This is a genomic window from Streptomyces lydicus (genome assembly GCF_004125265.1).
GTDB classification, from domain to species: Bacteria; Actinomycetota; Actinomycetes; order Streptomycetales; family Streptomycetaceae; genus Streptomyces; species Streptomyces lydicus_C.
Genome location: NZ_RDTE01000003.1, coordinates 5,295,096 through 5,320,184, shown reverse-complemented (window position 1 = coordinate 5,320,184; position 25,089 = coordinate 5,295,096). Strand labels below are relative to the sequence as shown.

The following is a 25,089-nucleotide window of genomic DNA, read 5'->3' as shown; positions in this document are numbered from 1 at the left end:
GCGCGGAGACGACCACCGCGGAGACACCCGCCGCGCCCGTCATGGCACCGGCTCCGTCAGCACCCGGTGGAGCGGCACCACATCGGTGGTCGTGACCGCCGAGGTCTCCAGATCGGCCGGCGTCGGCATCAGGCTGCCGGGCAGCTGGACGGCGGCCGCGCCATGGGCCAGTGCGGCGGCCAGCGCCATCGGTCCCGTACCGCCCGCGGTGAGGAAACCCGCCAGTGAGGCATCGCCCGCGCCGACATTGCTGCGGACGGCGGCGACCGGGGCGCTGCCGAAGTAGGCACCCTTGTCGTCGACCAGGAGCTGGCCGTCCGCCCCCAGGGAGGCCAGTACGGCACGGGCTCCCCCCGCACGCAGCTCCTCGGCGGCCTCGACCGCATCGCCGAGGGTCGCGAGCGGCCGGCCGACGGCCTGTGACAGCTCCTCGGCGTTCGGCTTGACGATGTCCGGCCGCTCGCGCAGCGCCGCGGTCAGCGACGGGCCCGAGGTGTCCAGGGCGATCCGAGCGCCTGCGCGGTGGGCGCGGGCCACCAGCTCCGCGTACCACTCGGGCGCCAGACCGCGCGGCAGGCTGCCGCAGCAGGCGATCCAGTCGGCGCCCGTGGAACGCTCGCCGACCGCGCCGAGCAGCGCCTCCGACTCGTCCGCTGTCAGCTCGGGTCCGGTCGCGTTGATCTTCGTCAGGGTGCCGTCGGGCTCGGCGACCGAGATGTTGGAGCGGGTCTGGCCGGCCACCTCCACCCCCGCCACCTCGATGCCCTCGGCACCCAGCAGAGCGGCCAGCGCCGCGCCGGCCGGACCGCCCAGGGGCAGTACCGCCAGGGTGCGGTGTCCGGCGGCGGCGACCGCCCGCGAGACGTTGACGCCCTTGCCGCCGGGGTCGATCCGGTCGGCGGTGGCCCGGAGCACGGCCCCGCGGTCCAGCGCCGGGATCTCGTACGTACGGTCCAGGCTGGGGTTGGGGGTGACGGTGAGGATCATGCGCGTACTACTTCCGTGCCCGCGCGTTCGAGGGCGAGGGCGTCGTCGGGGCTCAGGCCGGTGTCGGTGATGAGCAGGTCCATGTCCGACAGCTCACCGAAGCGGGCGAAGTGCTGCTGCCCGAACTTGGCGGAGTCGGCGAGGAGGACGACGCGGCGGGCGGCGGCGATCAGCGTCCGCTTGACGGCGGCCTCCGCGAGGTCGGGGGTGGTCAGGCCGCCGTCGAGAGAGAAGCCGTTGGTCGCGAGGAACAGCACATCGGCGTTGATCTCGCGGTAGGCGCGCAGCGCCCAGTCGTCGACCGCGGCCCGCGTACGGTGCCGGATCCGGCCGCCGACGAGGTGGAGGGTGAGCCCGGGGTGGTCGGCCAGCCGCGCGGCGACCGGCAGGCCGTGGGTGACGACGGTCAGCTCGGCCTCCAGCGGAATCTCGGCGGCGAGCCGGGCGGCGGTCGTGCCGGCGTCCAGAATGACGCTCCCGGAGCCGCCTTGGCCGCCGGGGAGCTCGGCGAGCGCGGCCCGCGCGATGCGCTGCTTCTCGTCGGCGGCGACGGCGTCCCGCTCGGCGAGGTCGGGCTCGAAGTCCAGCCGGCCGGCCGGGATGGCCCCGCCGTGCACCCGGCGCACCAGGCCTGCCCGGTCCAGGGCCTTCAGATCGCGCCGCACGGTCTCGGCGGTGACCTGGAACTCCTCCGCCAGGGAGAGCACATCAACCCGGCCGCTCTCACGGGCGAGCCGCAGAATCTCCTGCTGGCGCTCCGGTGCATACATCAGCGTGACTGTCCGTTCCGTGCCCGAACCTGTGGTTTCGACGCGATGGTACGGCGGTACATCCGCGATGTAAACACAAATGGACTTCACACAGACTCAAACAGACATACAGACATCACGCCTGACCGAGCGCCCCCGGCAGGCCGAGCGGCCCCCCTCCGCCCGCGGGCCCCCGGCGGGCTCCCCTGTCTACGCCCCCGGACACAACGGAGCCCCGACGCCACGAAGGGCACCGGGGCTCGTCTCTACAGGCAGGGCTCGTCTCTACTGGCACAGGTCCTGCCGGGGATGTCGGTACGCACGAGAGCGCGCACCCGTTATGCGGCGGCGTCGAATCCCGTGTCACGCGCCATCCGCTTCAGCTCCAGCAGGGCATGCTTCTCGATCTGCCGGATCCGCTCACGGGTCAGACCGTGCTGCTTGCCGACCTCGGTCAGCGTGCGCTCACGGCCGTCCTCTATGCCGTACCGCGCCTTGATGATCGAGGCGGTGCGGTGGTCGAGACGGTCGATCAGGTCCTCCAGCTCCTCGCTGCGCAGCAGCGTGAGCACGGACTGCTCGGGCGAGGCCGCGGAGGTGTCCTCCAGCAGATCACCGAACTGGGTGTCGCCGTCGTCGTCCACCGACATGTTGAGGCTGACCGGGTCGCGCGCCCAGTCGAGTACGTCGGTGACGCGGGCGGGCGTGGAGCCCAGCTCACCGGCGACCTCCGCCGGCTCCGGATCACGGCCGTTCTCGCGGTTGAACTCGCGCTGCACCCGGCGGATCCGGCCCAGCTCCTCGACGAGGTGCACGGGCAGCCGGATCGTACGCGACTGGTCGGCGATGGAGCGGGTGATGGCCTGGCGGATCCACCACGTCGCATACGTCGAGAACTTGAAGCCCTTGGCGTAGTCGAACTTCTCCACGGCACGCACCAGGCCGGCGTTGCCCTCCTGGATCAGATCCAGCAGGGGCAGTCCGGCACGGGGGTAGCGACGGGCGACCGCGACCACCAGGCGGAGGTTGGAGCGGATGAAGACGTCCTTGGCCTTCGCGCTCTCCTCCACCAGCGCCTCCAGCTCCTCGCGGCTGGCGGCCGCGGCATTGCCGTCGGTGACCTCGCCGTCCAGGATCTGCTGGGCGTAAACGCCCGCCTCGATGGTCTGGGACAGCTCCACCTCCTTGGCGGCGTCGAGCAGTGGCGTACGCGCTATCTCGTCGAGGTACATGCCGACCAGGTCGCGGTCGGCGATCTCCCCGCCTACGGCGCGAACGCTGTGGGCCCCGTCAGAAGCGCTGCTGCTTTCCTGACGACGGGCGACGGCACGGGTTGCCATGCGTGTGCTCCCTTTGCGATGTTGGGGTCTCCCCTGCTCGAGCGAAGCCGAGAGCTTGGGGAAGGTCGCGGGACGGTGGGCGGGCCGGAAGGGGCATCGAAACCGATGCTCACGTAGCGACCCGTCCGAAGGAAACAACGGCTGGAATCCGGACAGAATTCCCACGCCGCCCCGCTATTTTTCTGATCATGCAGTACCCTGCGCGCCCAACTGAGGAGGTCGCATGCTGCGCGAGCAGGGAGAAGTGCAGGTCAGGGCGGGCACGGAAGCCGATCTTCCGGCCCTTACGGATCTTTACAACCACTACATCCGTGAGACGTGCATCACCTTTGACCTGGAGCCCTTCACTCCCGACCAGCGCCGCCCGTGGCTGCTCTCCCACCCCCAAGACGGCCCCCATCGCCTTCTGGTTGCCCAGGAAGCGATAGATCAGACGAAAAACCCGCATAACGGGCCGATGGGCGAGGCGGGGGCCGGGGCTGCGACACCCGTGCCACGGACCGGGGCTGCGGCCCCTCTGACCGGCCACCCCGACAGCCCAGAAGACCCCAAGGGCCCCGAAGGCCCCGAAGCCCGCCCAGGCCCCGAAGGCGCGCTGCTCGGCTATGCGACCAGCAGCGCATTCCGCCCGAAGGCGGCCTACGCCCCCTCCGTCGAGGTCACCGTCTACTGCGCCCCGCACGCCGCCGGCCGCGGCATCGGCACGCTGCTCTACACCTCCCTGTTCGAGGCGCTGGCCGACGAGGACGTCCACCGTGCCTATGCCGGGATCACCCAGCCGAACGAGGCGTCCACCCGCCTGCACACCCGTTTCGGCTTCCGGCACATCGGCACGTACACCGAGGTGGGCCGCAAATTCGGCCGCTACTGGGACGTCTCCTGGTACCAGAAGGACCTGGGCTGAGCCCGGACCGGCGTCCCGGGCCGAACCCGCTCCGCCCCGGCCGTGCAACCCCGCGTTCCGGTTGACGCGGACCGCCCCCGGGTGTCGCCTGGTGAGGAGGGTCAGCGGGACAGCGAGGCAGCGGGACGCACCGAGAGGAGCCCGTCATGGACCAGCACGCTCACCGGCACGACGCGAGGGCCGCCCGCTCACACGGCACCGTCGACGTGGAACACGGCGCGACGGCGGACACCCGGTCCAGCGACCCGCAACGGGCGACGCGACCGGCCGGCCAGGCAGGCATGGCGGAGCGGGCCAAGCACCTCCCGGCGACCGTCTTGCTGCCGATCGTCACGGCCCTCGCCTTCGGCCTCTTCACCATCTTCCGCACCCACACCGACGGCACCAAGGGCGGCCCGGCCATGCTGTACGGGCTGGCCGCGTTCGTGGTCTCCGGGGCGCTCGGGCTGGTGGTGGCCCACTTCCAGTCATCCATGATCACCGAGACCCGGGCCCTCGCGTACGGCGCGCTCTTCGGCTGCTCGATGGGCTGGGTCTACAGCCTCGGCGGGGAATCGATCCTCAAGTCGTCCGCCTTCGGCTTCACCATGGGCGCCGTGATGTTCGTCGTCGCCCTCTACGTCTTCCGCACCCACCGCGTCCGCGAGCCGCACGGCAGACACCGGCCCCACAAGGCCCACCGGCCCCACCGGGGCGACAGGAGCCACGGCCTCCCCGTGGCCACTCACTGAGGCGGCCCGCCGGCTGTTGGCCGGCAGGTGCAGCCTCCGGCGCCCGCCGGTAAAGCCTCCGGCGGGCGCCCACCCGTCACGCCGCCCGTCGTCCCATCCGTCATCCCACCCGTAGCGTCGCATCGTCGGACGTCCGCCGGATGGTGCGCAGCGGCCGCCCCGGCACCCAGCTCTCCAGCACCACATACGGGGCCTCGACGGACGTGTGCAGCACCTCCGTCAACTCCGCCCGGAAGAGATGAAACGGCTCCGGCGGCTTCACCACCGCCGCATAGCGCGCCACCAACCCGGGGTCCGTCACCTCCACCGCCTGCCCGGAAACCCGTACGTCGCCTCCGGACAGATCGGTGCCCGGCCCCGGGTTGGCGTGCAGTGAGAAGCGGGGGTCGCGCCGCAGGTCAAGCACCTTGCGCGAGCCCACCATCATGCCCAGCCACAGCTCCCCGTAGCGGAAATCCGCCTCCAGGCCGGTGAGCCGCGGCCCGCCGTCCTTGCGGAGGGTCGCCAGAACGTGGTGCCGGTACGCCCCGAACCGCTCCCGCACCCGCCCGGCGAACTCCGGCACCGCCCCCTCGACCACCGACCAGCCGACCGCACCGCCACCGACTCCCCCACACCCGTCGGCGCTCTTGCCACCTCCGGCCTTCCCGCCGCCGCCGACGCTCGCACCACCTCCGACCCTTCCGCCGCCCTCGACGCCCCCGGCACACGCGCTCTCACTCGTCATGGCAGCACCCTCCCCCCAATACCCGACACCCTCTGTCCGGTATGGACACGGATACGGACCTGCGGTGAACGCTGAACACCCGGCCCCACCGGCACCGGCGCCCACCCACCGCACCTGCGGCCTTACGACCACCGGTGTAGGCCGGAAGCCCGTTACGCACGCCGCCCTCGCCGACCTAGCCTCCAGCCATGGATACGACGAGCGGCACACTCGACGAAGCCCTGCTGCGCCTGCACACTTCCGGCCCCGAGTTCAGGGGCTATCTGAGCAACCACGGACCGATGGCCGTCGAAGCCCTGGTCCACAACGGTCAGGCCCACACCGTCCACCGCTGGCTCGACGGCTACACGAACAAGCTGGAGAGCGTCCCGAGTGCCCGTGCCCGCATCACCGAGGCCAACTGGCGTGCGGCGCTGGGTGATACGAGCCGGGTCACCGACTGGACCGCGTACTTCACCCACCAGGTCACCGAGCGGCCCTGGCGCGAGCTCCTCGCCGAGTGGTGGCCGCGCCTGCTGCCCGGCATCGCGGGCGCCGCCACCCATCCGGTAATCCGTGTGGGCCACGCCGTCCGCAGCCTCCTCGCGGAAGGTGAGGACGCCGCACGCACTGCGGAGTTCGCACACGCCCTCGGCTACTGGGCCGCCCGGCACCTCCCCCTGCCCGCCGTCGTGCGCCCCACGGGCGGCGCCACTCCGTCCGAGGCGCTGGCCGCCCTCCCCCGCATCGCCGACCAGCACGTGACGCCGGTGCAGGGATACGCCCAACTCCCGGACACCCCCGCCTGGTTGAGCACCACCGAGTCCTTGCACGTGCCCGATGACCCCGAAGCCGTACGCGAGGGCCTGACCGCACTCGTACGTGCCGCCACCCTCAACTACGCGGACTACGGCCATGGGAACGGCATCATGCTGGTGCATGCCGCCACTGCACCGAACGCGGTGCTGCGCACCCTGCCCGCGCTCCCCCGCGAGCTGTGGGCCGGATCGTTCGCGGTGGCCTGGGCGGCGACGTCGGCGGTCACCGCCATCTACGCCGCCGACACCCCGCTCCCGGCACCGCACGCCGGCTCGGTCACGCCCGAAGAGGTCTTCGAGCGAGCGGTCGCCAACGGCAACGAGCATGCGATCAAGTTCGCCGACACCGCCCTGGACGTGGCCGCGGCCTCCGAGGAGGGCGACACCCGCGCACTGTCGGCGGCCCTGAACGCCATCGCGCTGATCGACGAGGACGACTGACGGACGACTGACGGGCGACTGACGGACGACGGGAGACCGACGCACGAACGACCGGCCGCCGACCCCCGGGCCCCGGCCCCGGCACCCGTACCTGTCGCACCGGCCCCGGACCTGACCCCGCCCCACCCCCCGATCCCACCCCGGGGCGCGCGCCGCCACCGCCCGCTCAGCCGAACTGCACCGACCGCTTCGCCAGCCCCATCCAGAACCCGTCGATCACACTGCGTCCACGGTCCAGTTGGGCATGGGCGTCCGCGGCGCCCAGGGTCACGAACAGCGGGGCGAAGTGCTCGGTGCGGGGATGGGCCAGCCGGCCGGCCGGCGCCTTGTGCGCGAAGTCGAAGAGCGCGTCGAGGTCCTGGGCGTCCAGGGCCTGGCGCCCCCAGTCGTCGAACTCCACCGACCACGCCGGCGGACCACCGCCGTCGTGCCGCAGCGCGGCCAGATTGTGGGTGAAGAATCCGCTGCCGATGATCAGCACACCCTCCTCGCGCAACGGTGCGAGCTTGCGCCCGATGGCGTGCAGCCTGCGCGGATCGAGCGAGGGCAGGGACATCTGGAGCACGGGGACGCCGGCGTCCGGGAACATCTCCACGAGCGGCACATACGCGCCGTGGTCGAGCCCCCGGTCGGGGATGTCCACTACGGGCATGCCCGCCGTCCGCAGTGTTCTGCGTATCCGCTCGGCCAACTGCGGCGCCCCGGGGGCCGGGTACCGCACCTGGTAGTAGTGCTCGGGGAAGCCCCAGAAGTCGTAGACCAGCGGCACGGTCGTGGTGGCGCCGAGCGCGAGCGGCGCCTCCTCCCAGTGCGCGGAGACGACCAGCACGGCCCGGGGACGCGGCAGCTGTGCGGACCAGGCGGCGAGCTGGCCCGGCCACCACGGGTCGTCGGCGAGCGGCGGCGCACCATGGCTGAGATAAAGAGCCGGCATGACGGACATCGCAACCCCCACAGCGTCACACTTGTCAGTAGTCGGTGCGCGTGACGCCTCGGCCGCCACACCCCTCACGATGCTTGAAGGTTCAAGCGTCGACTCTCAGGGTAACCCCGCATGACAACCCAGCATTGTTAAATCTTAAATAACTCTCCGAGTGGTGAGAGAGTGGATGGTATGAGCATCGAACCCGTAACCGAGCCACGATGGCTCAGCGACGAGGAGCAGTTCGCCTGGCAGTGCTACCTCCACGCCACCACGCTCCTGGAGGATCACCTCGACCGTCAGCTGCAGCGGGACGCCGGGATGCCGCATGTCTACTACGGCCTGCTCGTCCAGCTCTCCCGTGCACCGCGGCGCCGGATGCGGATGACCGAGCTGGCCCAGAACGCCAAGATCACCCGTTCCCGGCTCTCCCATGCGATCGCGCGGCTGGAGCGGAACGGCTGGGTGCGGCGCGAGGACTGCCCGTCCGACAAGCGGGGCCAGAACGCCCATCTCACGGATGAGGGCATGCGGGTCCTGGAGAAGGCCGCCCCCGGTCATGTCGCCGCCGTACGCGCCGCGATCTTCGACCGGCTCTCCCCGGAGCAGATAGGCCAACTCGCCGAGATCTGCCAGGTCATGACCGAAGGGCTGCAGCCGAAGGGCGCCGATCTCCCCTGGCTCCGCTGAACGGCGGCCGGCGGGACCGGAGAAAGCCGGCAGCCGTGGGGCGACCGAGGCTGCGCGCGAATGCGCCGGGCCATTGGAGGCCCGGCGCACCTATGAGTCAGGTAGGAATGCGGTAAGAGCGCGCGGCGGAGGCGACGGTGGGTGACGTCGGCCCGGCCGGCCCGCGAGCCCACCGGCCCGCGAGCCCGCCGGTGCACGAGCCCACCGGCCCGCGGGGCGGCCCGGCCGCCCCGCCACCCGGGATCAGTGCGCCATCACCGGGACGGGCACCTCGCCCTCATGACCCGCACCCGCACCCGCATCCGCATCCGCACCCACGCCCTCGCCGTCCGCCGAGGACGCCACCGGCCGGCTGCCTCCCGGCCGCCCGGTGTTGATGAAGGTGAAGGCGATCACGCCCGCCAGGGCCAGGATGCCGACCGCCCACCAGATGGCGGTGGTGTAGCCGTGCACCATCGCCTGGAGCTTGAGCAGGTCGAGCGAGCGGGCACCGGCCGCGTGCGAGGTGGCGTACGCGGTGGTGGCACTGGCCGCGATGGTGTTCAGCAGGGCCGTACCGATCGCGCCGCCCACCTGCTGCGAGGTGTTGACCATCGCGGAGGCGACACCGGCGTCCCGCGGCTGGACCCCGTGCGTGGCCAGCGACATGGCCGGCATGAACGCCGTACCCATGCCGAGACCCATCAGCAGGAAGCCGGGGAGGATCAACGCCGGGTAGGAGGTGTCCAGGTCGATCTGGGTGAGCACCAGCATGCCGAGCGCGGCGACCGTGAAGCCCGGCGCCATCAGCAGCCGCGGCCGGACGCGGGTCATCAGCCGGGCACCGATCTGCGTCGAGCCGGTGATCATGCCGACGATCATCGGCAGGAAGGCCAGACCGGTCGTCACCGGGGTGTAGCCCTTCACGATCTGCAGGTAGTAGGTCAGGAAGAGGAAGAGACCGAACATGCCGATCACGGCCAGGCCCAGCGAGGCGTAGATGCCGGCGCGGTTGCGGTCCGCGACCACCCGCAGCGGCAGCAGCGGCGCCTTCACCTTGGACTCGACCAGCACGAACGTCAGCAGCAGCACGACGGCCGCGGCGAACAGGCCGAGCGTCGGAGCGGCCAGCCAGCCGTCGGACTCGGCGCGGGTGAAGCCGTAGACCAGCGAGACCAGGCCGAGGGTGGCCAGGATGACGCCGGGCACGTCCAGCCGGGAGGTGTTGCGGCTCCCCGCGGGCTCACGGATGACCAGGAAGGCGCCGGTCGCGGCCACCACGGCGAACGGGATGTTGACGAAGAAGGTCCAGCGCCAGTTCATGTACTCGGTCAGCACCCCGCCGAGGATCAGGCCCACGGCGCCGCCACCACCGGCGATCGCGCCGAAGATGCCGAACGCCCTGGCGCGCTCCTTCGCCTCGGTGAAGGTCACGGCCAGCAGCGACAGCGCGGCCGGCGCCAGCAGCGCACCGAAGACACCCTGCAGGGCACGCGCGCCCAGCAGCATCCCCTGGTCCGCCGCGGCCCCGCCGAGCGCGGAGGCGAGCGCGAACCCGACGAGCCCGATGATGAAGGTCCGCTTCCGCCCCCACAGGTCGGCGACGCGCCCGCCGAAGAGCAGCAGCCCGCCGAAGGCCAGCGCGTAGGCGGTGATCACCCACTGCCGGTTGGCATCGGTGATACCGAGATCGTGCTGTGCGGAGGGCAGTGCGATGTTCACGATGGTCGCGTCGAGAACGACCATCAGCTGGGCGAGAGCGATGAATATCAGCGCTTTCCAGCGCCGCGGATCGACGTAAGGGGCGGTTTCAGGCATGGCGGGATCCACCTAGTGGTGCAGTGAGCGAACAGGAGCGAAGAACGGGACGGGCGGAACGAAGACGTACGGAGAGAAGTGCGGGACGTGTGGGACGAAGTACGGGACGTGCGGGATGTGCGGGATGTGCGGGATGTGCGGGATGTGCGGGATGTGCGGGATGTGCGGAACGAAGTACGGGACGTGCGGGACGTGCGGAGCGAAGTAAGGACGTACGGGACGGAGTAAGCGACGTGCGGGAGATCGGGAGATACGGGGAGGTGCGGGACGCGTCAAGCCGCCACGGCGCGCGGCCGGTTCTCTACGAGCGGCGCCTCAGGTCGTCCAACGTGGCGGCCGATCCGGGAAGTTGGGAACGGGCGGGCGCCTGCAGACCGTCCAGGAACAACTGCAGATGACGGTGTACGAACTGGTCGAAGTTCGTACAGTTGCTGCCCGGCAGCGGCCGGGTGAGCTGGGTGATCGCAACCATCAGATCACCGACGGCGAGGTCGGTACGCAGCTGGCCGCTGTCACGCGCGGCACCCATGACGGCCTCGACGGCCGCTTCCAGGCGTCCGCGCGCCGCGAGCAGATCAGGGTGGTCTCGGTCGACGCCATCGGAGAGCAGCGGGCACAGGGCCCCGATCCGCTCCTCCACCGCAGCGTGGACAAAGCGCCTCAGCGCTTGGAAGGCATCGGACTCCTCGGCGAGGGCACTCTCCGCGCGGTCCGCGGTACGGGACATGACGGCGAGCGTGACGTGGTGGATCAACTCCAGGCGATCCGCAAAGTGACGATAGAGCGTCGCATTGCCGACACCCGCGCGTCGAGCGATTTCATCGAGCGGCACCTCGGGCCCGAACTCGACCATCGTCTCGCGGGCGGCCGCAACGATCCGCTCCCGGTTGCGCAGCGCATCGGCCCGCAGACGGGGCTGCTGCCCCTCCATCCCGGTCTTCGCGCATGCGGCGACGGCAGTCACGGCAGCTCACTCCCCTCCACTCTCGACACTTCCCGAAGGCCCGGATTCCCGGACGTACACCGCCCGGCCCGCCCGGCCCGCCCAGTCGGGTGACCGACTGCCGACGAGGCCCGTCGGCCGAACGAAGCCGCTCGGCCGACAACCACGCGGCCGGGCAACCGACCGGACCGAAGCGAACCGGGGAAACCTTCCCCGGTTCCTCCGGACACCTGTTTAAACGGGGACCCCCTCCCCGGATATTTCGCGACCCCATGTGACCTGAAGCACACTCACCCCGCCCACGCCCACCCACACCCGGCATACCCAGCGCACCCGGCACACCCGGCACACCCGGCACACCCGGACCGACAGAAGCGCAGACCCGACCAACCCGGCCCAGCCCAGCCCTGACCAACCCGGCGCATCCCAGCCCAACCCAGCCCTAACGCCCAGCGCACCCCGGCCCAGCCCGGCACAACAGCCCCGACCGGCACATCACCCCCGAGCGCCCCGCTCCCCGACCGCCCCGCTCCCCGACCGATCCGGCCCCAACCCATCCGGCCCCGCCATGACTCCGGTTGACGTAACCCCGCGCGCGAGCGATCACCCGCCAACACAAGGTGATCGATATGAAGCACAAGGTATCCGCGGTTCTGGCCGCCGGCGCCGTCACGGCAGCCGCGGCCATAGCCCTGGGCTCACCGCCCAGCGCCGTCGCCATACCTACCGCGCCCGGCGCCTCGCCGAGCGGCCCGTGCGCCCTGCGCGGCATCACCGACGACGTCGCCGAATCCACGGACACCCCCGCCGGCTACGCCCGCTCGTCCGGCGTCGTCAGGGCACTCACCCTCTTCATCGACTTCCCGGACGCCCCCGCCACACTGTCCCCCCGCGCCCGCTTCGCCGAATTCTTCCCGGCCGCGACGGACTACTTCCGCACCAGCTCCTACGGCAGGCTGACCTACCGCCCCATGCCGCTGTTCCGGTGGATCCGTATGTCCCGCCCGCTCGCGGCGTACGACATCGGACGGGGCGCCAGCTTCGACCCGGCCTCCGACGACGGCTATCACGCCCTCTCCCGGGAGATCGTCCGCGCCATCGACCCGACCGTCGATTTCCGTGACTACGACGTCATCAACGTCATCGCCACCCCCAACGCGGGCCCGCCCGCGACCCGTACGGTCCTGTCGGTCACCTTCAGCGGCGGCGACATGGGACTGAAGACCGCCGACGGGGTGCCGTTCCGGAACGCGTCCTTCATCTGGAGCCGGCAATCCGGGGTGAGCGCCTTCCGTGTCCTCAACCACGAGAACGCCCACAGCTTCGGGCTGCCCGACCTCTACTTCACCGACGACCGCGATGCCCCGCCCCCGGTTGGGCACTGGGATCCGATGGACGAGGACTGGGGGCCGAGCAACGACTTCGTCGGCTGGCACAAGTGGAAGCTCGGCTGGCTGTCCGCCGATCAGGTGCACTGCACCCCACGCCGCGGGACGCCCGGCGAACACACCCTCACCCCGGTCTCCACCCCCGGCGGCACCAAGATCATCGTCATCCCGACCTCGTCCCACACCGCCCTGGTCGCCGAGGCCCGCACCCGCGGCCCGCTCGACCCCACGGTCTGCCGGCCCGGAATCCTCCTCTACCGCGTCGCCACCGACGTCCCCTCCGGCCGCGGCCCGATGCGCATCGTGGACGCCACCCCGGACAGCGGCGGCTGCTACCAGGACAACAAATACGTCGACCCGGAACTGACCGACGCCACCTTCCTCCCCGGCGACACCTATACGGACCGTCACAGCGGCGCCGCCGTCACCGTCCTGACGGAGAACCCGGACGGCACCTATCGCGTACGAGTGACCCCGGCCCGCGCCTGACGAAGACCGACGCCCTCACCACCCGCCCGCCAAAGCCAAACGCACCCCTCAAGCAGCCGCCCCACCCCTCCTCTACTGCTCCCCCCGCCCCTCCTCCCGCCAGTGCCGCCGCCCGATACTGATCAGGCGCAACTGCCTGCGCGCCACCTGCACCACCTGCTCGGCCGCCCCCTCGGGCCCGTCCGCGTCCGCGTCGAGCAGCGCCGCGGCCGTCGTCACCAGCCGGTCCACGTACAGCTCCGCCAGCATCCGCACATCGTCATCGCGCCACCCTTCCGACACCGGCTGGGACTTGAGCGCCGCCGCGACCTCCTCCGCGAACCGGTCCATCTCGTCCGCGATGGCCTGCCGCACGGCCCGCACACCCCCGTGCCGCTCGCGCGCCACAAATCTGATGTGCAGCGGATAGCGGCGCACATGCTGCTCCACCACCGCGACCGTGCGGTCGATCCGCTCCTCGGCACCGTCCTGCTCGGCCAGGATCGCCCGCACCATCGCATGCAGGCTCCCCAGCGCCTCCTCGACCAGGGCAACGCCCAGCTCCCCCATGTCCCGGAAGTGCCGGTAGAACGCGGTGGGGGCGACCCCCACCACCCGCGTGACCTCCCGCAGCCCCAAGCTGCTCAGACTCTGCTCCTCCAACAGGCCGAGCGCCGCATCGAGCAGCGCCTGACGGGTCTTCTGTTTCTGGGCCTGCCGGACTCCAAGACTGTGACTCATGTCATCCAGTAAACAACCGTTCTCCGAACTACTCCACCCGTGGGCAGTCGTAGACTGAAGAAGCTGAGTGAACAACTGTCCTCTGGAATCGGAAAGGAAGATCATGCTCTTCCTCGTCGCAGCCCTTCTCCTGATGGGGATCATGCTGGGTACCGCGGCACACCTCCCCGTCCCCGTCACTCTCGTCGCGGCCGCCGTCATCGCCGGCTGGCTGCTCGTCTTCTTCCTCCGCGAACGCCGCCACCACGCCGAGGTGACCTCCCGATGACCACGCTCAGCGACACCACTCGCACGACCTCGCCGACGACGACCTCTCCCGCGACGGCCACAGAGGCCAAGGACCCGCACCGCTCCACCGCCCGCCCCCGCCTCCGCGCCCAAGCGGACGGCATGGCCGTGGCCTCCTTCATCCTCGGCCTGCTCGGCACCCTGGTCCTGAACATCCTTCTCGGCCCCTGCGCCCTGGTCCTCGGCGGCCTGTCCCTGGCCCGCGGCACCACCCGCCGCGGCCGCGCCCTCCTGGGCATCACCCTCGGCGCCGCCGACCTGCTCCTCCTGGCCCTCCTCACCACCACGGACGGCACCCTCAGCTGGCACATCGGCGGCTGACACCCCACCCCGGCCCCCCCACCAACCGGCCCGACAGCAACACCCCACACGATGGCGGTGGTCACCCCGACCACCGCCATCGGCGCACATCCCGCCCCTCCACCCCACCACCAGGCCACACCCACCCCCTCATCCCCAACAGAAGCGAACTACAGCGAACGCATCAGCTACCCTGTCAGGGGCTCAGGCCTTGCCTCCGTAGCTCAGGGGATAGAGCACCGCTCTCCTAAAGCGGGTGTCGCAGGTTCGAATCCTGCCGGGGGCACCATGCGCCGCGTATGCGGCGGGCACGACGAAGGCCCAGGTCGGCCGGTGATGAACCGGACGCCTGGGCCTTCGTCGTTCTCGGGTCGGGAGCACGGCGCCGAAGTCCTGGTTTCCGGGACGGGCAACGCAGGGCGCGAGATGGTGCGGACACCTGCCTCACTCTTCGGCGTCTTGACCTCCAACTCCCCCGGAGCCGACCCGATCCGCAGGCCCGCGTACGGGTCCCGCCCTCTTTCGGTCACTCGCGGATAGCAGGCACGAGAACGACTCCCGCGCAGACAGGCTCACGGGGGCCGCTCTCAGCGCCTGCGGTGCTCGTCGTGGTAGTAGCCGTGGGTCTTTACGTCGGAGTTGATACACGTGTTCCTGAAGGCCGGGTTCAGCAGGGTGAAGTGGTTGACAGAGTTCCCGCAGACGTTGATCGGGATGTGGATCGGCATCTGGACGTTGTTACCGGAGTCGATGCCCGGGGAGCCGACCGCGGCGCCGCCTGCATGGGTGTCGGCCGAGGCCACGCCGGCCATGCCTGTCACGACCACCCCGGCAACGACGGTAGCCACGAGTGCCTTCGCGATGTGCGACATGCTCTCCAGTCCTTTCATGTACGACATCAGATGATTCACGCTCACAAGATATGACTGGGTTCTGATTAACGCGCGGCTTACCGGCATATCGCGTAATGCTCCCTCGGACGGCTTAATACGCGGGGTGTATGCGGCCCGTGGGTCGCGACTGGGCCGTGCGCGGCGGGCCGACGAAGAAGAAGGACACCCGGCTACGTCGAGGTGGAGTCGGCTGCCGTCGGCAGCCCACCCATCGGATTGGCGCCTAGCGGGTGAATCAGGTCATTCGGTGCGTGGCGGTCGGTGTGACAACGGGAAGGGCATCTGCACACCGGATATGCGATGGGCAGGGAGTGTCCCGATGCCGAAGTTTCTGATTCAGGCCACCTATACGTCCGAGGGCACCAAGGGGCTGCTCAAGGAGGGCGCGAGTGGGCGCCGCGCTGCCGTCGACCAGGTCGTCACGGCCCTCGGCGGGACGGTCGAGTCCGTGTACTTCGCCTTCGGGGAGGACGACATCGTGCTCATCATCGACCTCCCCGATCCGGTGTCCATGGCCGCCATCAGCCTCACCGTCAAAGCCAGTGGGGCCCTGCAGACCCGGGCCACTCCCCTCCTCACCGTCCAGGAGATCGACGAGGCCGCCCGTCGGCAAGTCCCCTTCCGGGCACCCAGCGTGTAGGACGCGTGAAGGCGCGGTGGCGGGCCGCCTTCAGGAGCCGGCACTCCGCCAGGCCGATGAAGTCACACGAGGCTTCCACTACAGGTGCCCGCACCGCAGGTGCCCATCCTTGGCCGAAAACTTGGCCGAAGGCAGCTATCGGCGACGACGGATGAGCGACGCCCCCTGCCTACGGGGGATCGCCGCTCGCGGGCGAGCCGGCACCTCCGCTTTCTAAGCCCCCCCCCCGCCTGATTCGGGATGCGGGGTGGTGTGGGGGCCAAGAGGTCGGCGGCTCCCGCTACTTCTGCCAGGACGCGGGCCAGGTCCGTCAAGGTGTGGCGGGCCAGGCGCAGTTGTTGTCGTAGCTCGGCTTCGTGCTCCCACTCCTGTTCGTGCTGCTGAGGGGCGACTCCGGGCGGTCTCGCCGCTTCGTGTTCGGCGAGGGCGGGGTGCCAGCGGGTCAGGAGGGGGCGCACGACGGCGTTGAGGACGGTGACCGCGAGCGAGCCGAAGGTGATGTCGCCCTGCCTGCTCCGTGGTGCGACATCGGGGCCGTAGCGACGCAGGATGTCACGGGTGGTGTGGAACAGCGTGTACTGCGACGACAGCGCCTCTCTCAGGACGCCTTCGGACGGGCCGAGTTCGACCACGCTGACCCGGGTGATCAGTTCGACGTAGAGCTCCCAGGCCGCCTTCCGCTCCGCGTCGTCCGGGCGCCAGGTACCGCTGACCTCCCCGACGAACGGTACCGAGAACTTGACGGCGACCTCCGCCGGCCGCCCCATGCGCTTCCGCCTCGGCACGCCATCCCCCCACGTCGTGTCGCAACCCCCGACCGGGCCGCCACGATACTGGACGAAATCTCCGCTCGGGCAGACTACGTCCGGGCACGGCAACGGGGCGGGACGGGAAAGGACTGGCATGGATCGGCAGCAACGCGAGGCGGAGTGGGATGTCTTCGTCAGCTACAGCCGGTCCGACGCGGACCTCGTGGTCCCGCTGGCCCGTGCCCTGCGCCACCGGGGGCTGCGCGTCTTCGTGGACGACACCGCGGTCGAGGATTTCGCCGGTATCACGGCCACCATCTCCCATGCCCTCGCCCGTTCCAAGGCGCTGCTCGCGCTGTATTCGGAGGAGTACCCGCGGCGACGCGCCTGCCAGTGGGAGCTGACCTACGCGTTCCAGGCCGGGCAACGCGAAGGGGACCCCCGCCGACGCATCCTGATCATCAACCCGGAACGCACCACCGACCACGTCCATCCGCTGGAACTGCGCGACGCCAGGCACTGGCCCGGCATCCGGGGAGAAGGCGCTGCCGGCCTTCTGGCGGCCCGGGTCGCTTTGTATGTCGACGAGCTGACGGGGCCGTTGGGGTGTGCTCCCGGTCCGGCGCAGCCGACGTGGCTGCCGGCCCCCATGCCGTCCGGTTCACGATGGTTCACCGGGCGCCTGGCCGAGCAGTGGCACCTGCACACGGCCCTGCACCGCCACCGTGCGCCGCTCGTCTCCCGGGCCGGCCAGGGGCGTGCCGCGGTCGTGCGGGGGATGCCCGGTATCGGCAAGTCGCTGCTGGCGCAGGAGTACGCCCTGCAATTCGCCTCGTCCTTCCCCGGCGGGATCTACTGGTTCGACCTGCACACCACCGCTCCCGACGCAGCCGGTCACACGCTGGACCGCTACCTCCGCCAGGTGCGCACCGTGGCGTCAGCCCTCGGCATCCGTGCCGACACCGAGTCGTTGCCGGCTCTGCTCAGTCACCTGTCCCTCGCGCTGGGCGAACGCAATCTGCCGTTCCTGTGGGTGCTCGACGGAATTCCAGACGGGCTCTCCCACGAACAACTCGCCCTCCTGTACGGACCGCACATGCTCGCGGCCACGCTTCTCACCACCCGGTCACGCCACTACGGGCGGTCCGCCGAGCCGCTGGACCTGGGCCCCCTGCCCGACCCGGACGCCTACGACCTCCTCATCTCGCGCCGCCGGCCCACGAGCCGGAAGGAGCAGGAGGTCGCGATGGACATACTCGACGATCTGGGCGGGCACCCCGTCGCCCTGGACCTGGTCGCCGAGCGGATGGCTCATGAGAATGCGGCACGCTTGCGGCGCCTGCTGCACAGCGCCGGCACCGATGCCCTGCTGCGCTGGGAACGTGCGACCTCCGCCGGCCGCTCGGCGACCCGGCCCCCGCTGCCGTCCGCTCTGCTGCCGCGCAGCATCAAGACGCGCACCCCGGCCAATGACGTGCTGCGCATGCTGGCCGTGGTGCATCCCACCGCGCTGGGCGAAGGCCCCATGGAGCAGGCCTTGTCCCGCGTCGACGGCCTCCGCCCCGCCGAAGCGGCGCACCGCGTCGCCGAAGGGACGGACAACCTGATCGGTGAGGGGACCGTCCGGCCTCCCCGCCCCGGCGACCACGCATGGAGCATCCACCCTCTCGTCGCGCGGGCCGTGCGGCGTCACGACGAGGACATCACCCGGCAGGAAGACCTGCGGCAGGCTTTGCTCGGCGTCCTCGTGGAATCGTGGAAGGCTCCTATGCTGGAGGCTCGAAGCGCTCCGACTACCTCGCATCCGACTACCTCGCAGGAGTCTCCCGTGCGTTCCCAGCCGCAGTCCTCTTCCCACGACGTGGAGCGGGTCGTCGCCTTCGACCTTCAGGTCGAGTTGGCACTGCGCGTCGGAGTACAGCCGCTGGCCGACGGCCAGGGCTCGCTCCGGGAGGCCCTTACCTCACTCCACTCCGTCTTCACCACCGCCCGGGACGGCCTCCACCGCCTCGGCCCGCAGGCCTCCGCCTCCCGCCTGCCGCAACTGGTCGCCGGCCTCGTCAACGACCTGCTGCGCCCGTTCCTCAGCACCTGGCACCCGGCGCTGGAAGTCCACGAAGCCACCCGGCCCGTCACGATGAGCAGCATCGAGCACGAACGCAACTGGGAACGCGCCGCGGAGATGCGCGGCGCCCTGGCCGCCTTGCGCGAGCCCCTTACCGGCATCACGGTCAGCCTCGGGGATCTTTCGGGCGCCGATCTGCTCACCGCGGTCGCCGAATGAAGGAGGCGGACGAGGCGCTTGCCGCCGTGAAGGACCGCGTCCCGTCTCGGAACGAGGTCGCCACGGGGCATCGGGATCTGCCATCCCGCGTGCACCACAAGACAGCCTGGGAGGACCCGGCCACCCGCCGCGCATGGCGCCGTACCGCGTTGTTCCGGTGCGTGGCCCTGCTGGGTTGGCTCCTGGGTTTCTTTGCCTGGCTGTTCGCTGTGGTCATGACGCCCGCCTGGCTGCTGGTGCTCTGGATGCCCGTGCTGCTCGTCGGCATCTGGTACGCCCTGCTCGCGCTGATGGCGGCCACTGCTCTGATGGGAATCCGCCGGGTGCTGCGCGTCTACCCGTGGCAGGTGGGTGTCGCCGAGGTCAGGTCGAAGAAGAACGGCAGCACGCAGTTCGTGGTCCCCGACCCGGAGCGGCCTGAGAAGACCGTGGGCCTCGGGTACGGCGGCGTGCTCGGGACCGGGCGGCACTTCTGGGTGCGGGTGGTGAAGTCCGGCCGGCTCACAGCGGCGTGGTTCGCCGGCGACCCGCGGTTCGTGGGTGTCGTGGCGAGTCCCGGGCCGCGGAACCTCCTGCGGGTCGCCCAGCGGGAAGCGACGGACTCACGCATGTCCCCTCGCAAACGGGGTGTCGGTCCCGAAGCGCGGGCGCTGGCACGTGCCGCCGGGGCGCGGGTCGGATAGGTCGGAGAGGTCGGGGAGGTCGGGGAGGACTGACTCGGCTTACCGGCCGTTCCGGCCAAGCACGGTGACAGCGCGACTTCTACGCCTGATCGCCTACCTCTGATCTTCGACGACCGCCACCTTCACCGGTGGCCGTGTGCGCCGGCTCGTACCACGGCCTTCCCGCTGCGCACGGCCACTGGTGATGGTGGTGTTCGGTGTTCGCCGCCCTCACCATGTCCTACTGCTTGCATGTTCTATCGGCTTGCATGTCCTACTGCATGGCGCCGGTGGTGGGAGCAGCTGTAGTGGGAGCTGCTGTGGTGGGAGCCGCCGTAGTGGGAGCCGCCGTAGTGGGAGCAGCTGTGGTGGGAGCCGCCGTAGTAGGGGCAGCTGTGGTGGGAGCCGCCGTAGTAGGGGCAGCTGTGGTGGGAGCCGCCGTAGTGGGGGCCGCCGTGGTGGCACCGCCTACCGTGAGGCCGCCGACCGTGGTGGCACCGCCAACCACGCCGCCGACCGTGAGGCCGCCGACCGGGGGATTACCGGCCACCGTGCCACCGCCCTGGGTCGTCTGCCCCTGGGTCGTCTGGCCCTGGGTGGTCTGCCCCTGAGTGGTCTGACCCTGTGTCGTCTGGCCGCCGGTCGTCGTGGTGGCGCCCGTGGTGGTGGCGGCGGTTGTCGTGGTGGAGCCGGTCGTCGTGGTGGTGGCGCCCGTAGTGGTGGCGCCGGTCGTCACGCTGGCGCCGGTCGTCGTGGTGGTGGCGCCCGTAGTGGTCGCGCCCGTGGTGACGCCTCCTGTGCCGCCGCCACCTCTGCCGCCGACGAAGACGCAGAGCCTCGGGTTCTGGACGACCCTGCCGTTCCGTACGTTCACCACGATGAGCTTGCCGGTATGGGGGTCTCTGAGGAACTTGCAGAGCAGGCTGGGCGCCGCACTCGACGAGGTCGGGGCGGCCTTCGCGCTCTGGGGTGCCGCCTGCACGCTCATCACACCACCCGTGCCGACGAGCGCCACCGTCAGGACGGACGCGCCGATCACGCTGGGTAGGTGTTTCCGGATGCGCTTCACCATGATGCCTCCTTTGGGCGGACGGCCTGCGTGGGTATCTCCTTCAGCCTGGAAGGCCGACCATGGCTGCGCTGTTGGCCGGGCGTGACCCTGCCGTGACGCCGCTCAGGCGGGGGCGGGGGGAACCGGCCCTTCGAGCCGTAGGGGACGGGCGATGAGGACGGCGACGTCGTCGTGGTCGTCCGGGTCGCGGAGGGCGTCGAGGAGGCGGTCGCAGGTGTCCTCCAAGGAGCGGTCAGGGGTGCCGAGGAGGCTGAGGAGGAGGTCAAGGCGCGCGTCGATGGGCTGGTGGCGGGTCTCGACCAAGCCGTCGGTGTAGAGGACCAGCCGGTCGCCGGGGTGCAGGGGGAAGGTGGTGGCCTCGAAGGGGACGCCGCCGACGCCGAGGGGTACACCGGTGGGCAGGTCGAGGAGTTCGGGGGGCTCGCCGGTGCGGATCAGCACCGGGGGCAGGTGGCCGGCGATGGCGATGTCGCACACCGCGCGGTGCGGGTCGTATACGGCGTAGGCGCAGGTGGCGTAGTACTCCAGCCCGACGGTGATCTTGTCGATGTGCCGCAGTACGTCGCTCGGCGGGATATCGAGGTCGGCCAGGGTGGAGGTGGCGGTACGCAGGCGCCCCATGGTGGTGGCGGCGTTGATGCCGCTGCCCATCACATCGCCCACGACAAGGGCGGTCTTGTCCGCGGCCAGGGGGATGACGTCGAACCAGTCGCCGCCGACCTCGCTGGTGGTGCCGGCGGGCTGGTAGCGGGTGGCGGTCTCCAGTCCCGTGCGGTGCGGCGGGCGGTCGGGGAGCAGGCTGCGCTGGAGGGTCACCGCCGTATTGCGCAGGCTCTGGTACAGACGGGCGTTGTCGATGCACACCGCGGCGCGGTCGGCCAGTTCGGCGGCGAGGGTCAGGTCGTCCTCGTCGAAGGGCAGCGGGTTGCGGGCGCGGCTGAGACACAGCGCGCCGAGGACCTCGCCGCGGGCGATCAGTGGCGTGGTGAGGTAGCTGTGGATGCCGGCCCGGGCCAGCAGGGCGGCGGCCTCGGGGTCGCGTGCGATACGCATCAGGTCCGGCTCGCCGACGTGGGAAACCAGGATGGGACGGCCGGTGCGCACGCATTGGGTGACCAGCCGGTCGGGCCCGTAGCTGGCGAGCCGGCCGGGAGGATCGGCCGCGCGGACCGCCTCGGTCGGGTGAGCGGCGCGCACCGCGAGCGCGCGGAACAGGGCATGGTGGTCGCCGGGGGTGGTGGGACGGCGGTCGTCCAGTACGGAATCCAGGACGTCCACCGCCGCCACGTCGGCGAGCTCGGGCACGGTGACGTCGGCCAGTTCGCCGGCGGTCCGCTCCACCTCCAGCGTGGTGCCGATACGGGCGGTGCCGTCGGCGATGAGGGCAAGGTGCCGGCGGGCACGGGCCGTCTCGGTGGCCGCACGGTGCCGGTCGGTGACATCCACGACCAGGCCGGCCACCCCGAGAATCCGCCCGCGGGGATCCTCGAGGCGGTAGCAGGAGAAGGACCAGGTGTGCTCGTTGTCGGGATCGGCGGGCGTACGTCCCAGGGTGTACGCGTCGACCAGGGGGCTGCCGGTCGCCAGCACCTGCCGTAGCGCGGTCTCGAGCGCGTCGAGGTCCATCAGGGGCAGCACCTCGCGGACCGACCGGCCGACATGGTCCTCGGCGGGCACTCCGTTCATCCGCTCCAGCGCCGGGTTGACGGCCAGGTACCGCAGGCCCGTATCGAAGACGGCCACGCCGATCGGGGACTGCGAGACCAGCCGCGTGGACAGGGCCACATCCCGTTCCACCTGCCGCAGGACCGCCTCGTCGGTGGCGATCCCCAGCGCATAGAGGTCGCCCCGGACGTCCAGCAGCCGCATGTTGCGGAACTCCACGAGCCGGGTGCTGCCGTCCTTGTGCCGGACGGGGAAGGCGCCGGCCCAGCTGCTGCCCGTGCCCATCACCTCGGCGAAGAGCCTGATCACCAGGTCCAGATGCTGCTCGTGGACCAGCAGCCGGCCCGCGTACTGGCCCAGGGCCTCCTTCGCGGTGTAGCCGAACAGCTCCTCGGCCTGCGGGCTCCACAGCACGATGTGCCCGTCGGAGTCCAGCACCACCGCCGCGACGCCGAGCAGGTCCAGCAGCCCACTGCGCTGCGGCGGTCCGGCACCGGGCTGATCGCCCGCGGATCCGAAGGGGCCGGCTGTCCTCATCCCAGGCACTCCCTCCGCCTGTGAGCGCCGCCTGCGCCAGGCTGCGGCCTGTGTCCCCTGCACCTCGCAGTGCCTCCATGGTGCCCCTGACCCCGGCGACCCCGCAGGGCGTGCGGGCGGGCATGCACGCCCTGCGGGGTCCGACCGGGCGTCCGGAGCGAGGAGAGTTATCCACAGGGTCGACGGCGACCCCCGCGGAACTCGTAGGCTTCAGGAATGGCTCTGGCGGACGTGGAAGTGGTCGTGGACATGGATGTGGAAGGCGCCTCGGACGCAAGCGAGGCGGTGCAGGTACTGCGCCGGGTGTTCGGGTACGAGTCGTTCCGCGGCAGTCAGCAGGAGATCATCGAGCACGTCATAGGGGGCGGGGACGCGGTCGTCCTGATGCCGACCGGTGGCGGCAAGTCGCTGTGCTATCAGATTCCCTCGCTGGTCAGAAGCGGTGTGGGGGTGGTCATCTCGCCCCTGATCGCGTTGATGCAGGACCAGGTCGATGCCCTGCGGGCGCTCGGGGTGCGGGCCGGGTTCCTCAATTCGACACAGGATCTGGAGGAGCGGCGGCTCGTCGAGGCCGAGTTCCTGGCCGGGGAGCTGGATCTGCTGTATCTGGCACCCGAGCGGCTGCGGGTCGAGCAGACACTGAGCCTGCTGGACCGGGGGAAGGTCTCGCTCTTCGCGATCGACGAGGCGCACTGTGTCGCGCAGTGGGGCCATGACTTCCGACCGGATTACCTGGCTCTGTCGATGCTGCACGAGCGCTGGCCCGAGGTGCCGCGGATCGCGCTGACCGCCACCGCGACCGAGGCGACGCATACCGAGATCACCTCCCGGCTGCGGATGGCCGACGCCCGGCACTTCGTCGCGAGCTTCGACCGGCCGAACATCCAGTACCGGATCGCGGCGAAGAGCGAACCGAAGAAGCAGCTGCTGGAGCTGCTGCGGAACGAGCATGCCGGGGACGCGGGGATCGTCTACTGCCTGTCGCGGGCCTCGGTCGAGAAGACCGCACAGTTCCTGGTGGAGAACGGCATTGCGGCGGTGCCGTATCACGCGGGGCTCGACCCGCGGACGCGCGCCGACCACCAGTCCCGCTTCCTGCGTGAGGACGGGCTGACCGTGGTCGCCACGATCGCGTTCGGCATGGGCATCGACAAGCCGGATGTGCGGTTCGTGGCGCATCTGGATCTGCCGAAGTCGGTGGAGGGCTACTACCAGGAGACGGGGCGCGCGGGGCGTGACGGGCAGCCGTCGACGGCCTGGCTGGCCTACGGGCTGCAGGATGTGGTGCAGCAGCGGAAGATGATCGACGGGTCGGAGGGCGACGAGGCGCACCGGCGGCGGCTGTCGGCCCATCTCGACGCGATGCTGGCGCTGTGCGAGACGGTGCAGTGCCGGCGGGTGCGGCTGCTGGCCTACTTCGGGCAGGAGAGCAGCGCCTGCGGCAACTGCGACACCTGCCTGACCCCGCCGGAGACCTGGGACGGCACGGTGGCCGCGCAGAAGCTGCTGTCCACGGTCGTCCGGCTGAAGCGCGAGCGCGGGCAGAAGTTCGGCGCGGGCCAGATCATCGACATCCTGACGGGGAAGAAGACCGCCAAGGTCATTCAGTTCGATCACGACGGGCTGAGCGTCTTCGGAGTGGGGAACGACCTCAGGGACGCCGAATGGCGGGGTGTCGTACGGCAGTTGCTGGCCCAGGGACTGCTCGCCGTCGAAGGTGACTACGGCACGCTGGTGCTCACGGAGGCGAGCGCCGAGGTGCTGGGCGGCCGGCGCGAGGTGCCGATGCGGCGGGAGCCGGAGAAGGCGGCGCGGGCGGCCAAGGCGAAGACGAAGAGCAAGCGTGCGGCTCCGGTGGACCTACCGGAAGAGGCCCTGCCGGTCTTCGAGGCGTTGCGCGGCTGGCGGGGGCGTACGGCCAAGGAGCAGGGCGTGCCCGCCTATGTGATCTTCCACGATGCGACGCTGCGGGAGATCGCCACGGCCCGGCCGGCGACCACGGCCGAGCTCGGCGCGGTCAACGGGGTCGGCGAGAACAAGCTCGCGAAGTACGGATCGCAGATCTTGGATGTGCTGGCGGGGCGGGAGACCTCCGGCGGAGAGGGCGGCGGCGGAGAGGGAGCCGGCGCGTCAGCGGCGGGCGGGGGAACAGTGGCGGCCGGGGCAACGGCGGCGGCTGGGCCCACGGCGGCGGCCGGGACGGCAACGACCGCTGGGGCGGCTGCCGGGGCGGCCCGGCCGAGCAGAGCGCCGGGGGATGCTCACCTGGGGCCGGAGCCTGATGACGAGGAGGCGTTTCCGGAGCCGCCGGATGACATCGACTGGTAGCCGGAGGGCAGTGCCCGGTTCGCTGGACGGCCGGGCAGCCGGGCGG

Annotated in this window: 23 protein-coding genes and 1 tRNA gene; 12 read left to right on the top strand and 12 right to left on the bottom strand. The window is 70.8% G+C overall.

Going from position 1 to position 25,089, the window contains the following annotated elements; all coding sequences use genetic code 11:
- Window positions 1-39 precede the first annotated feature (39 nt).
- From pfkB to D9V36_RS25930, 3 genes are all read right to left on the bottom strand, one after another.
- Entirely contained in the window at window positions 40-987 is a 948-nt protein-coding gene (gene pfkB / locus D9V36_RS25940; RefSeq protein WP_129295861.1) for a 1-phosphofructokinase, read from the bottom strand.
- Window positions 984-1,757, bottom strand: a complete 774-nt coding sequence (locus D9V36_RS25935) for a DeoR/GlpR family DNA-binding transcription regulator (RefSeq protein WP_129295860.1) — start codon at window positions 1,755-1,757, stop codon at window positions 984-986. The genes pfkB and D9V36_RS25935 overlap by 4 nt, the downstream gene beginning before the upstream one ends.
- A gap of 317 nt (window positions 1,758-2,074) precedes the next feature.
- Window positions 2,075-3,076, bottom strand: a complete 1,002-nt coding sequence (locus D9V36_RS25930) for a sigma-70 family RNA polymerase sigma factor (protein WP_088798285.1) — start codon at window positions 3,074-3,076, stop codon at window positions 2,075-2,077.
- Between the two features lie 223 nt (window positions 3,077-3,299).
- Here D9V36_RS25930 and D9V36_RS25925 point away from each other — a divergent pair, with 223 nt between their 5' ends.
- Both D9V36_RS25925 and D9V36_RS25920 read left to right on the top strand, forming a co-directional pair.
- Window positions 3,300-3,980 (top strand): GNAT family N-acetyltransferase, encoded by a 681-nt coding sequence (locus D9V36_RS25925; RefSeq protein WP_129295859.1) that lies wholly within the window; start codon window positions 3,300-3,302, stop codon window positions 3,978-3,980.
- A 146-nt stretch (window positions 3,981-4,126) separates the two neighbouring features.
- Complete coding sequence (locus D9V36_RS25920) at window positions 4,127-4,711, top strand: hypothetical protein (protein ID WP_129295858.1); 585 nt, start codon at window positions 4,127-4,129, stop codon at window positions 4,709-4,711.
- 100 nt (window positions 4,712-4,811) lie between these two features.
- On the opposite strand, the gene D9V36_RS25915 is transcribed toward D9V36_RS25920, so the two are convergent.
- Complete coding sequence (locus D9V36_RS25915) at window positions 4,812-5,291, bottom strand: pyridoxamine 5'-phosphate oxidase family protein (protein WP_129298691.1); 480 nt, start codon at window positions 5,289-5,291, stop codon at window positions 4,812-4,814.
- A gap of 335 nt (window positions 5,292-5,626) precedes the next feature.
- Here D9V36_RS25915 and D9V36_RS25910 point away from each other — a divergent pair, with 335 nt between their 5' ends.
- Window positions 5,627-6,676 carry a questin oxidase family protein gene (locus D9V36_RS25910; protein ID WP_129295857.1) on the top strand — a complete coding sequence of 350 codons (1,050 nt, stop codon included), beginning with the start codon at window positions 5,627-5,629 and terminating at the stop codon, window positions 6,674-6,676.
- A 166-nt stretch (window positions 6,677-6,842) separates the two neighbouring features.
- Here the strand turns inward: D9V36_RS25910 and D9V36_RS25905 are convergent, their stop codons facing one another.
- A complete protein-coding gene (locus D9V36_RS25905) occupies window positions 6,843-7,610 on the bottom strand; it encodes a DODA-type extradiol aromatic ring-opening family dioxygenase (protein WP_129295856.1) in 768 nt (255 codons plus the stop codon).
- 180 nt (window positions 7,611-7,790) lie between these two features.
- Between D9V36_RS25905 and D9V36_RS25900 the strand changes: the two genes are divergently transcribed.
- Complete coding sequence (locus tag D9V36_RS25900; protein WP_129295855.1) at window positions 7,791-8,288, top strand: MarR family winged helix-turn-helix transcriptional regulator; 498 nt, start codon at window positions 7,791-7,793, stop codon at window positions 8,286-8,288.
- A gap of 243 nt (window positions 8,289-8,531) precedes the next feature.
- On the opposite strand, the gene D9V36_RS25895 is transcribed toward D9V36_RS25900, so the two are convergent.
- Together D9V36_RS25895 and D9V36_RS25890 are read right to left on the bottom strand one after the other, a co-directional pair.
- Window positions 8,532-10,085 carry an MFS transporter gene (locus D9V36_RS25895; protein ID WP_129295854.1) on the bottom strand — a complete coding sequence of 518 codons (1,554 nt, stop codon included), beginning with the start codon at window positions 10,083-10,085 and terminating at the stop codon, window positions 8,532-8,534.
- A gap of 301 nt (window positions 10,086-10,386) precedes the next feature.
- Complete coding sequence (locus D9V36_RS25890) at window positions 10,387-11,016, bottom strand: TetR/AcrR family transcriptional regulator (RefSeq protein ID WP_129298690.1); 630 nt, start codon at window positions 11,014-11,016, stop codon at window positions 10,387-10,389.
- 641 nt (window positions 11,017-11,657) lie between these two features.
- Here D9V36_RS25890 and D9V36_RS25885 point away from each other — a divergent pair.
- Window positions 11,658-12,905 carry a M6 family metalloprotease domain-containing protein gene (locus D9V36_RS25885; RefSeq protein ID WP_129295853.1) on the top strand — a complete coding sequence of 416 codons (1,248 nt, stop codon included), beginning with the start codon at window positions 11,658-11,660 and terminating at the stop codon, window positions 12,903-12,905.
- Window positions 12,906-12,977: 72 nt separating this feature from the next.
- On the opposite strand, the gene D9V36_RS25880 is transcribed toward D9V36_RS25885, so the two are convergent.
- Window positions 12,978-13,625 carry a TetR family transcriptional regulator gene (locus tag D9V36_RS25880; protein ID WP_129295852.1) on the bottom strand — a complete coding sequence of 216 codons (648 nt, stop codon included), beginning with the start codon at window positions 13,623-13,625 and terminating at the stop codon, window positions 12,978-12,980.
- 103 nt (window positions 13,626-13,728) lie between these two features.
- On the opposite strand from D9V36_RS25880, the gene D9V36_RS41095 reads away from it, so the two are divergent.
- From D9V36_RS41095 to D9V36_RS25870, 3 genes are all read left to right on the top strand, one after another.
- On the top strand, window positions 13,729-13,893 hold the full coding sequence (locus D9V36_RS41095) for a hypothetical protein (protein ID WP_030986377.1): 165 nt from the start codon (window positions 13,729-13,731) through the stop codon (window positions 13,891-13,893).
- Window positions 13,890-14,234 carry a hypothetical protein gene (locus D9V36_RS25875; protein WP_129295851.1) on the top strand — a complete coding sequence of 115 codons (345 nt, stop codon included), beginning with the start codon at window positions 13,890-13,892 and terminating at the stop codon, window positions 14,232-14,234. Before D9V36_RS41095 ends, D9V36_RS25875 begins: the two co-directional genes overlap by 4 nt.
- Before the next feature lie 192 nt (window positions 14,235-14,426).
- A tRNA-Arg gene (locus D9V36_RS25870) sits at window positions 14,427-14,502 on the top strand.
- Between the two features lie 298 nt (window positions 14,503-14,800).
- On the opposite strand, the gene D9V36_RS25865 is transcribed toward D9V36_RS25870, so the two are convergent.
- Window positions 14,801-15,085 carry a chaplin gene (locus D9V36_RS25865; protein ID WP_129298689.1) on the bottom strand — a complete coding sequence of 95 codons (285 nt, stop codon included), beginning with the start codon at window positions 15,083-15,085 and terminating at the stop codon, window positions 14,801-14,803.
- Between the two features lie 340 nt (window positions 15,086-15,425).
- Between D9V36_RS25865 and D9V36_RS25860 the strand changes: the two genes are divergently transcribed.
- Window positions 15,426-15,746 carry a GYD domain-containing protein gene (locus tag D9V36_RS25860; RefSeq protein WP_129295850.1) on the top strand — a complete coding sequence of 107 codons (321 nt, stop codon included), beginning with the start codon at window positions 15,426-15,428 and terminating at the stop codon, window positions 15,744-15,746.
- Window positions 15,747-15,808: 62 nt separating this feature from the next.
- Here D9V36_RS25860 and D9V36_RS25855 read toward each other — a convergent pair whose 3' ends face one another.
- Window positions 15,809-16,513, bottom strand: a complete 705-nt coding sequence (locus D9V36_RS25855) for a hypothetical protein (RefSeq protein ID WP_206739730.1) — start codon at window positions 16,511-16,513, stop codon at window positions 15,809-15,811.
- Window positions 16,514-16,649: 136 nt separating this feature from the next.
- Here D9V36_RS25855 and D9V36_RS25850 point away from each other — a divergent pair, with 136 nt between their 5' ends.
- A complete protein-coding gene (locus D9V36_RS25850; protein WP_129295849.1) occupies window positions 16,650-18,779 on the top strand; it encodes a toll/interleukin-1 receptor domain-containing protein in 2,130 nt (709 codons plus the stop codon).
- An 89-nt stretch (window positions 18,780-18,868) separates the two neighbouring features.
- A complete protein-coding gene (locus tag D9V36_RS25845) occupies window positions 18,869-19,462 on the top strand; it encodes a hypothetical protein (protein ID WP_129295848.1) in 594 nt (197 codons plus the stop codon).
- 253 nt (window positions 19,463-19,715) lie between these two features.
- On the opposite strand, the gene D9V36_RS25840 is transcribed toward D9V36_RS25845, so the two are convergent.
- Both D9V36_RS25840 and D9V36_RS25835 read right to left on the bottom strand, forming a co-directional pair.
- A complete protein-coding gene (locus D9V36_RS25840; protein ID WP_129295847.1) occupies window positions 19,716-20,513 on the bottom strand; it encodes a hypothetical protein in 798 nt (265 codons plus the stop codon).
- A gap of 102 nt (window positions 20,514-20,615) precedes the next feature.
- Window positions 20,616-22,715, bottom strand: coding sequence for a SpoIIE family protein phosphatase (locus D9V36_RS25835; protein WP_129295846.1), 2,100 nt, complete (start codon window positions 22,713-22,715; stop codon window positions 20,616-20,618).
- A 216-nt stretch (window positions 22,716-22,931) separates the two neighbouring features.
- Here D9V36_RS25835 and recQ point away from each other — a divergent pair, with 216 nt between their 5' ends.
- The gene (gene recQ, locus D9V36_RS25830) at window positions 22,932-25,043 is read left to right on the top strand and encodes a DNA helicase RecQ (RefSeq protein WP_129295845.1); all 2,112 of its coding nucleotides are present in this window, start codon (window positions 22,932-22,934) and stop codon (window positions 25,041-25,043) included.
- Window positions 25,044-25,089: the final 46 nt, after the last annotated feature.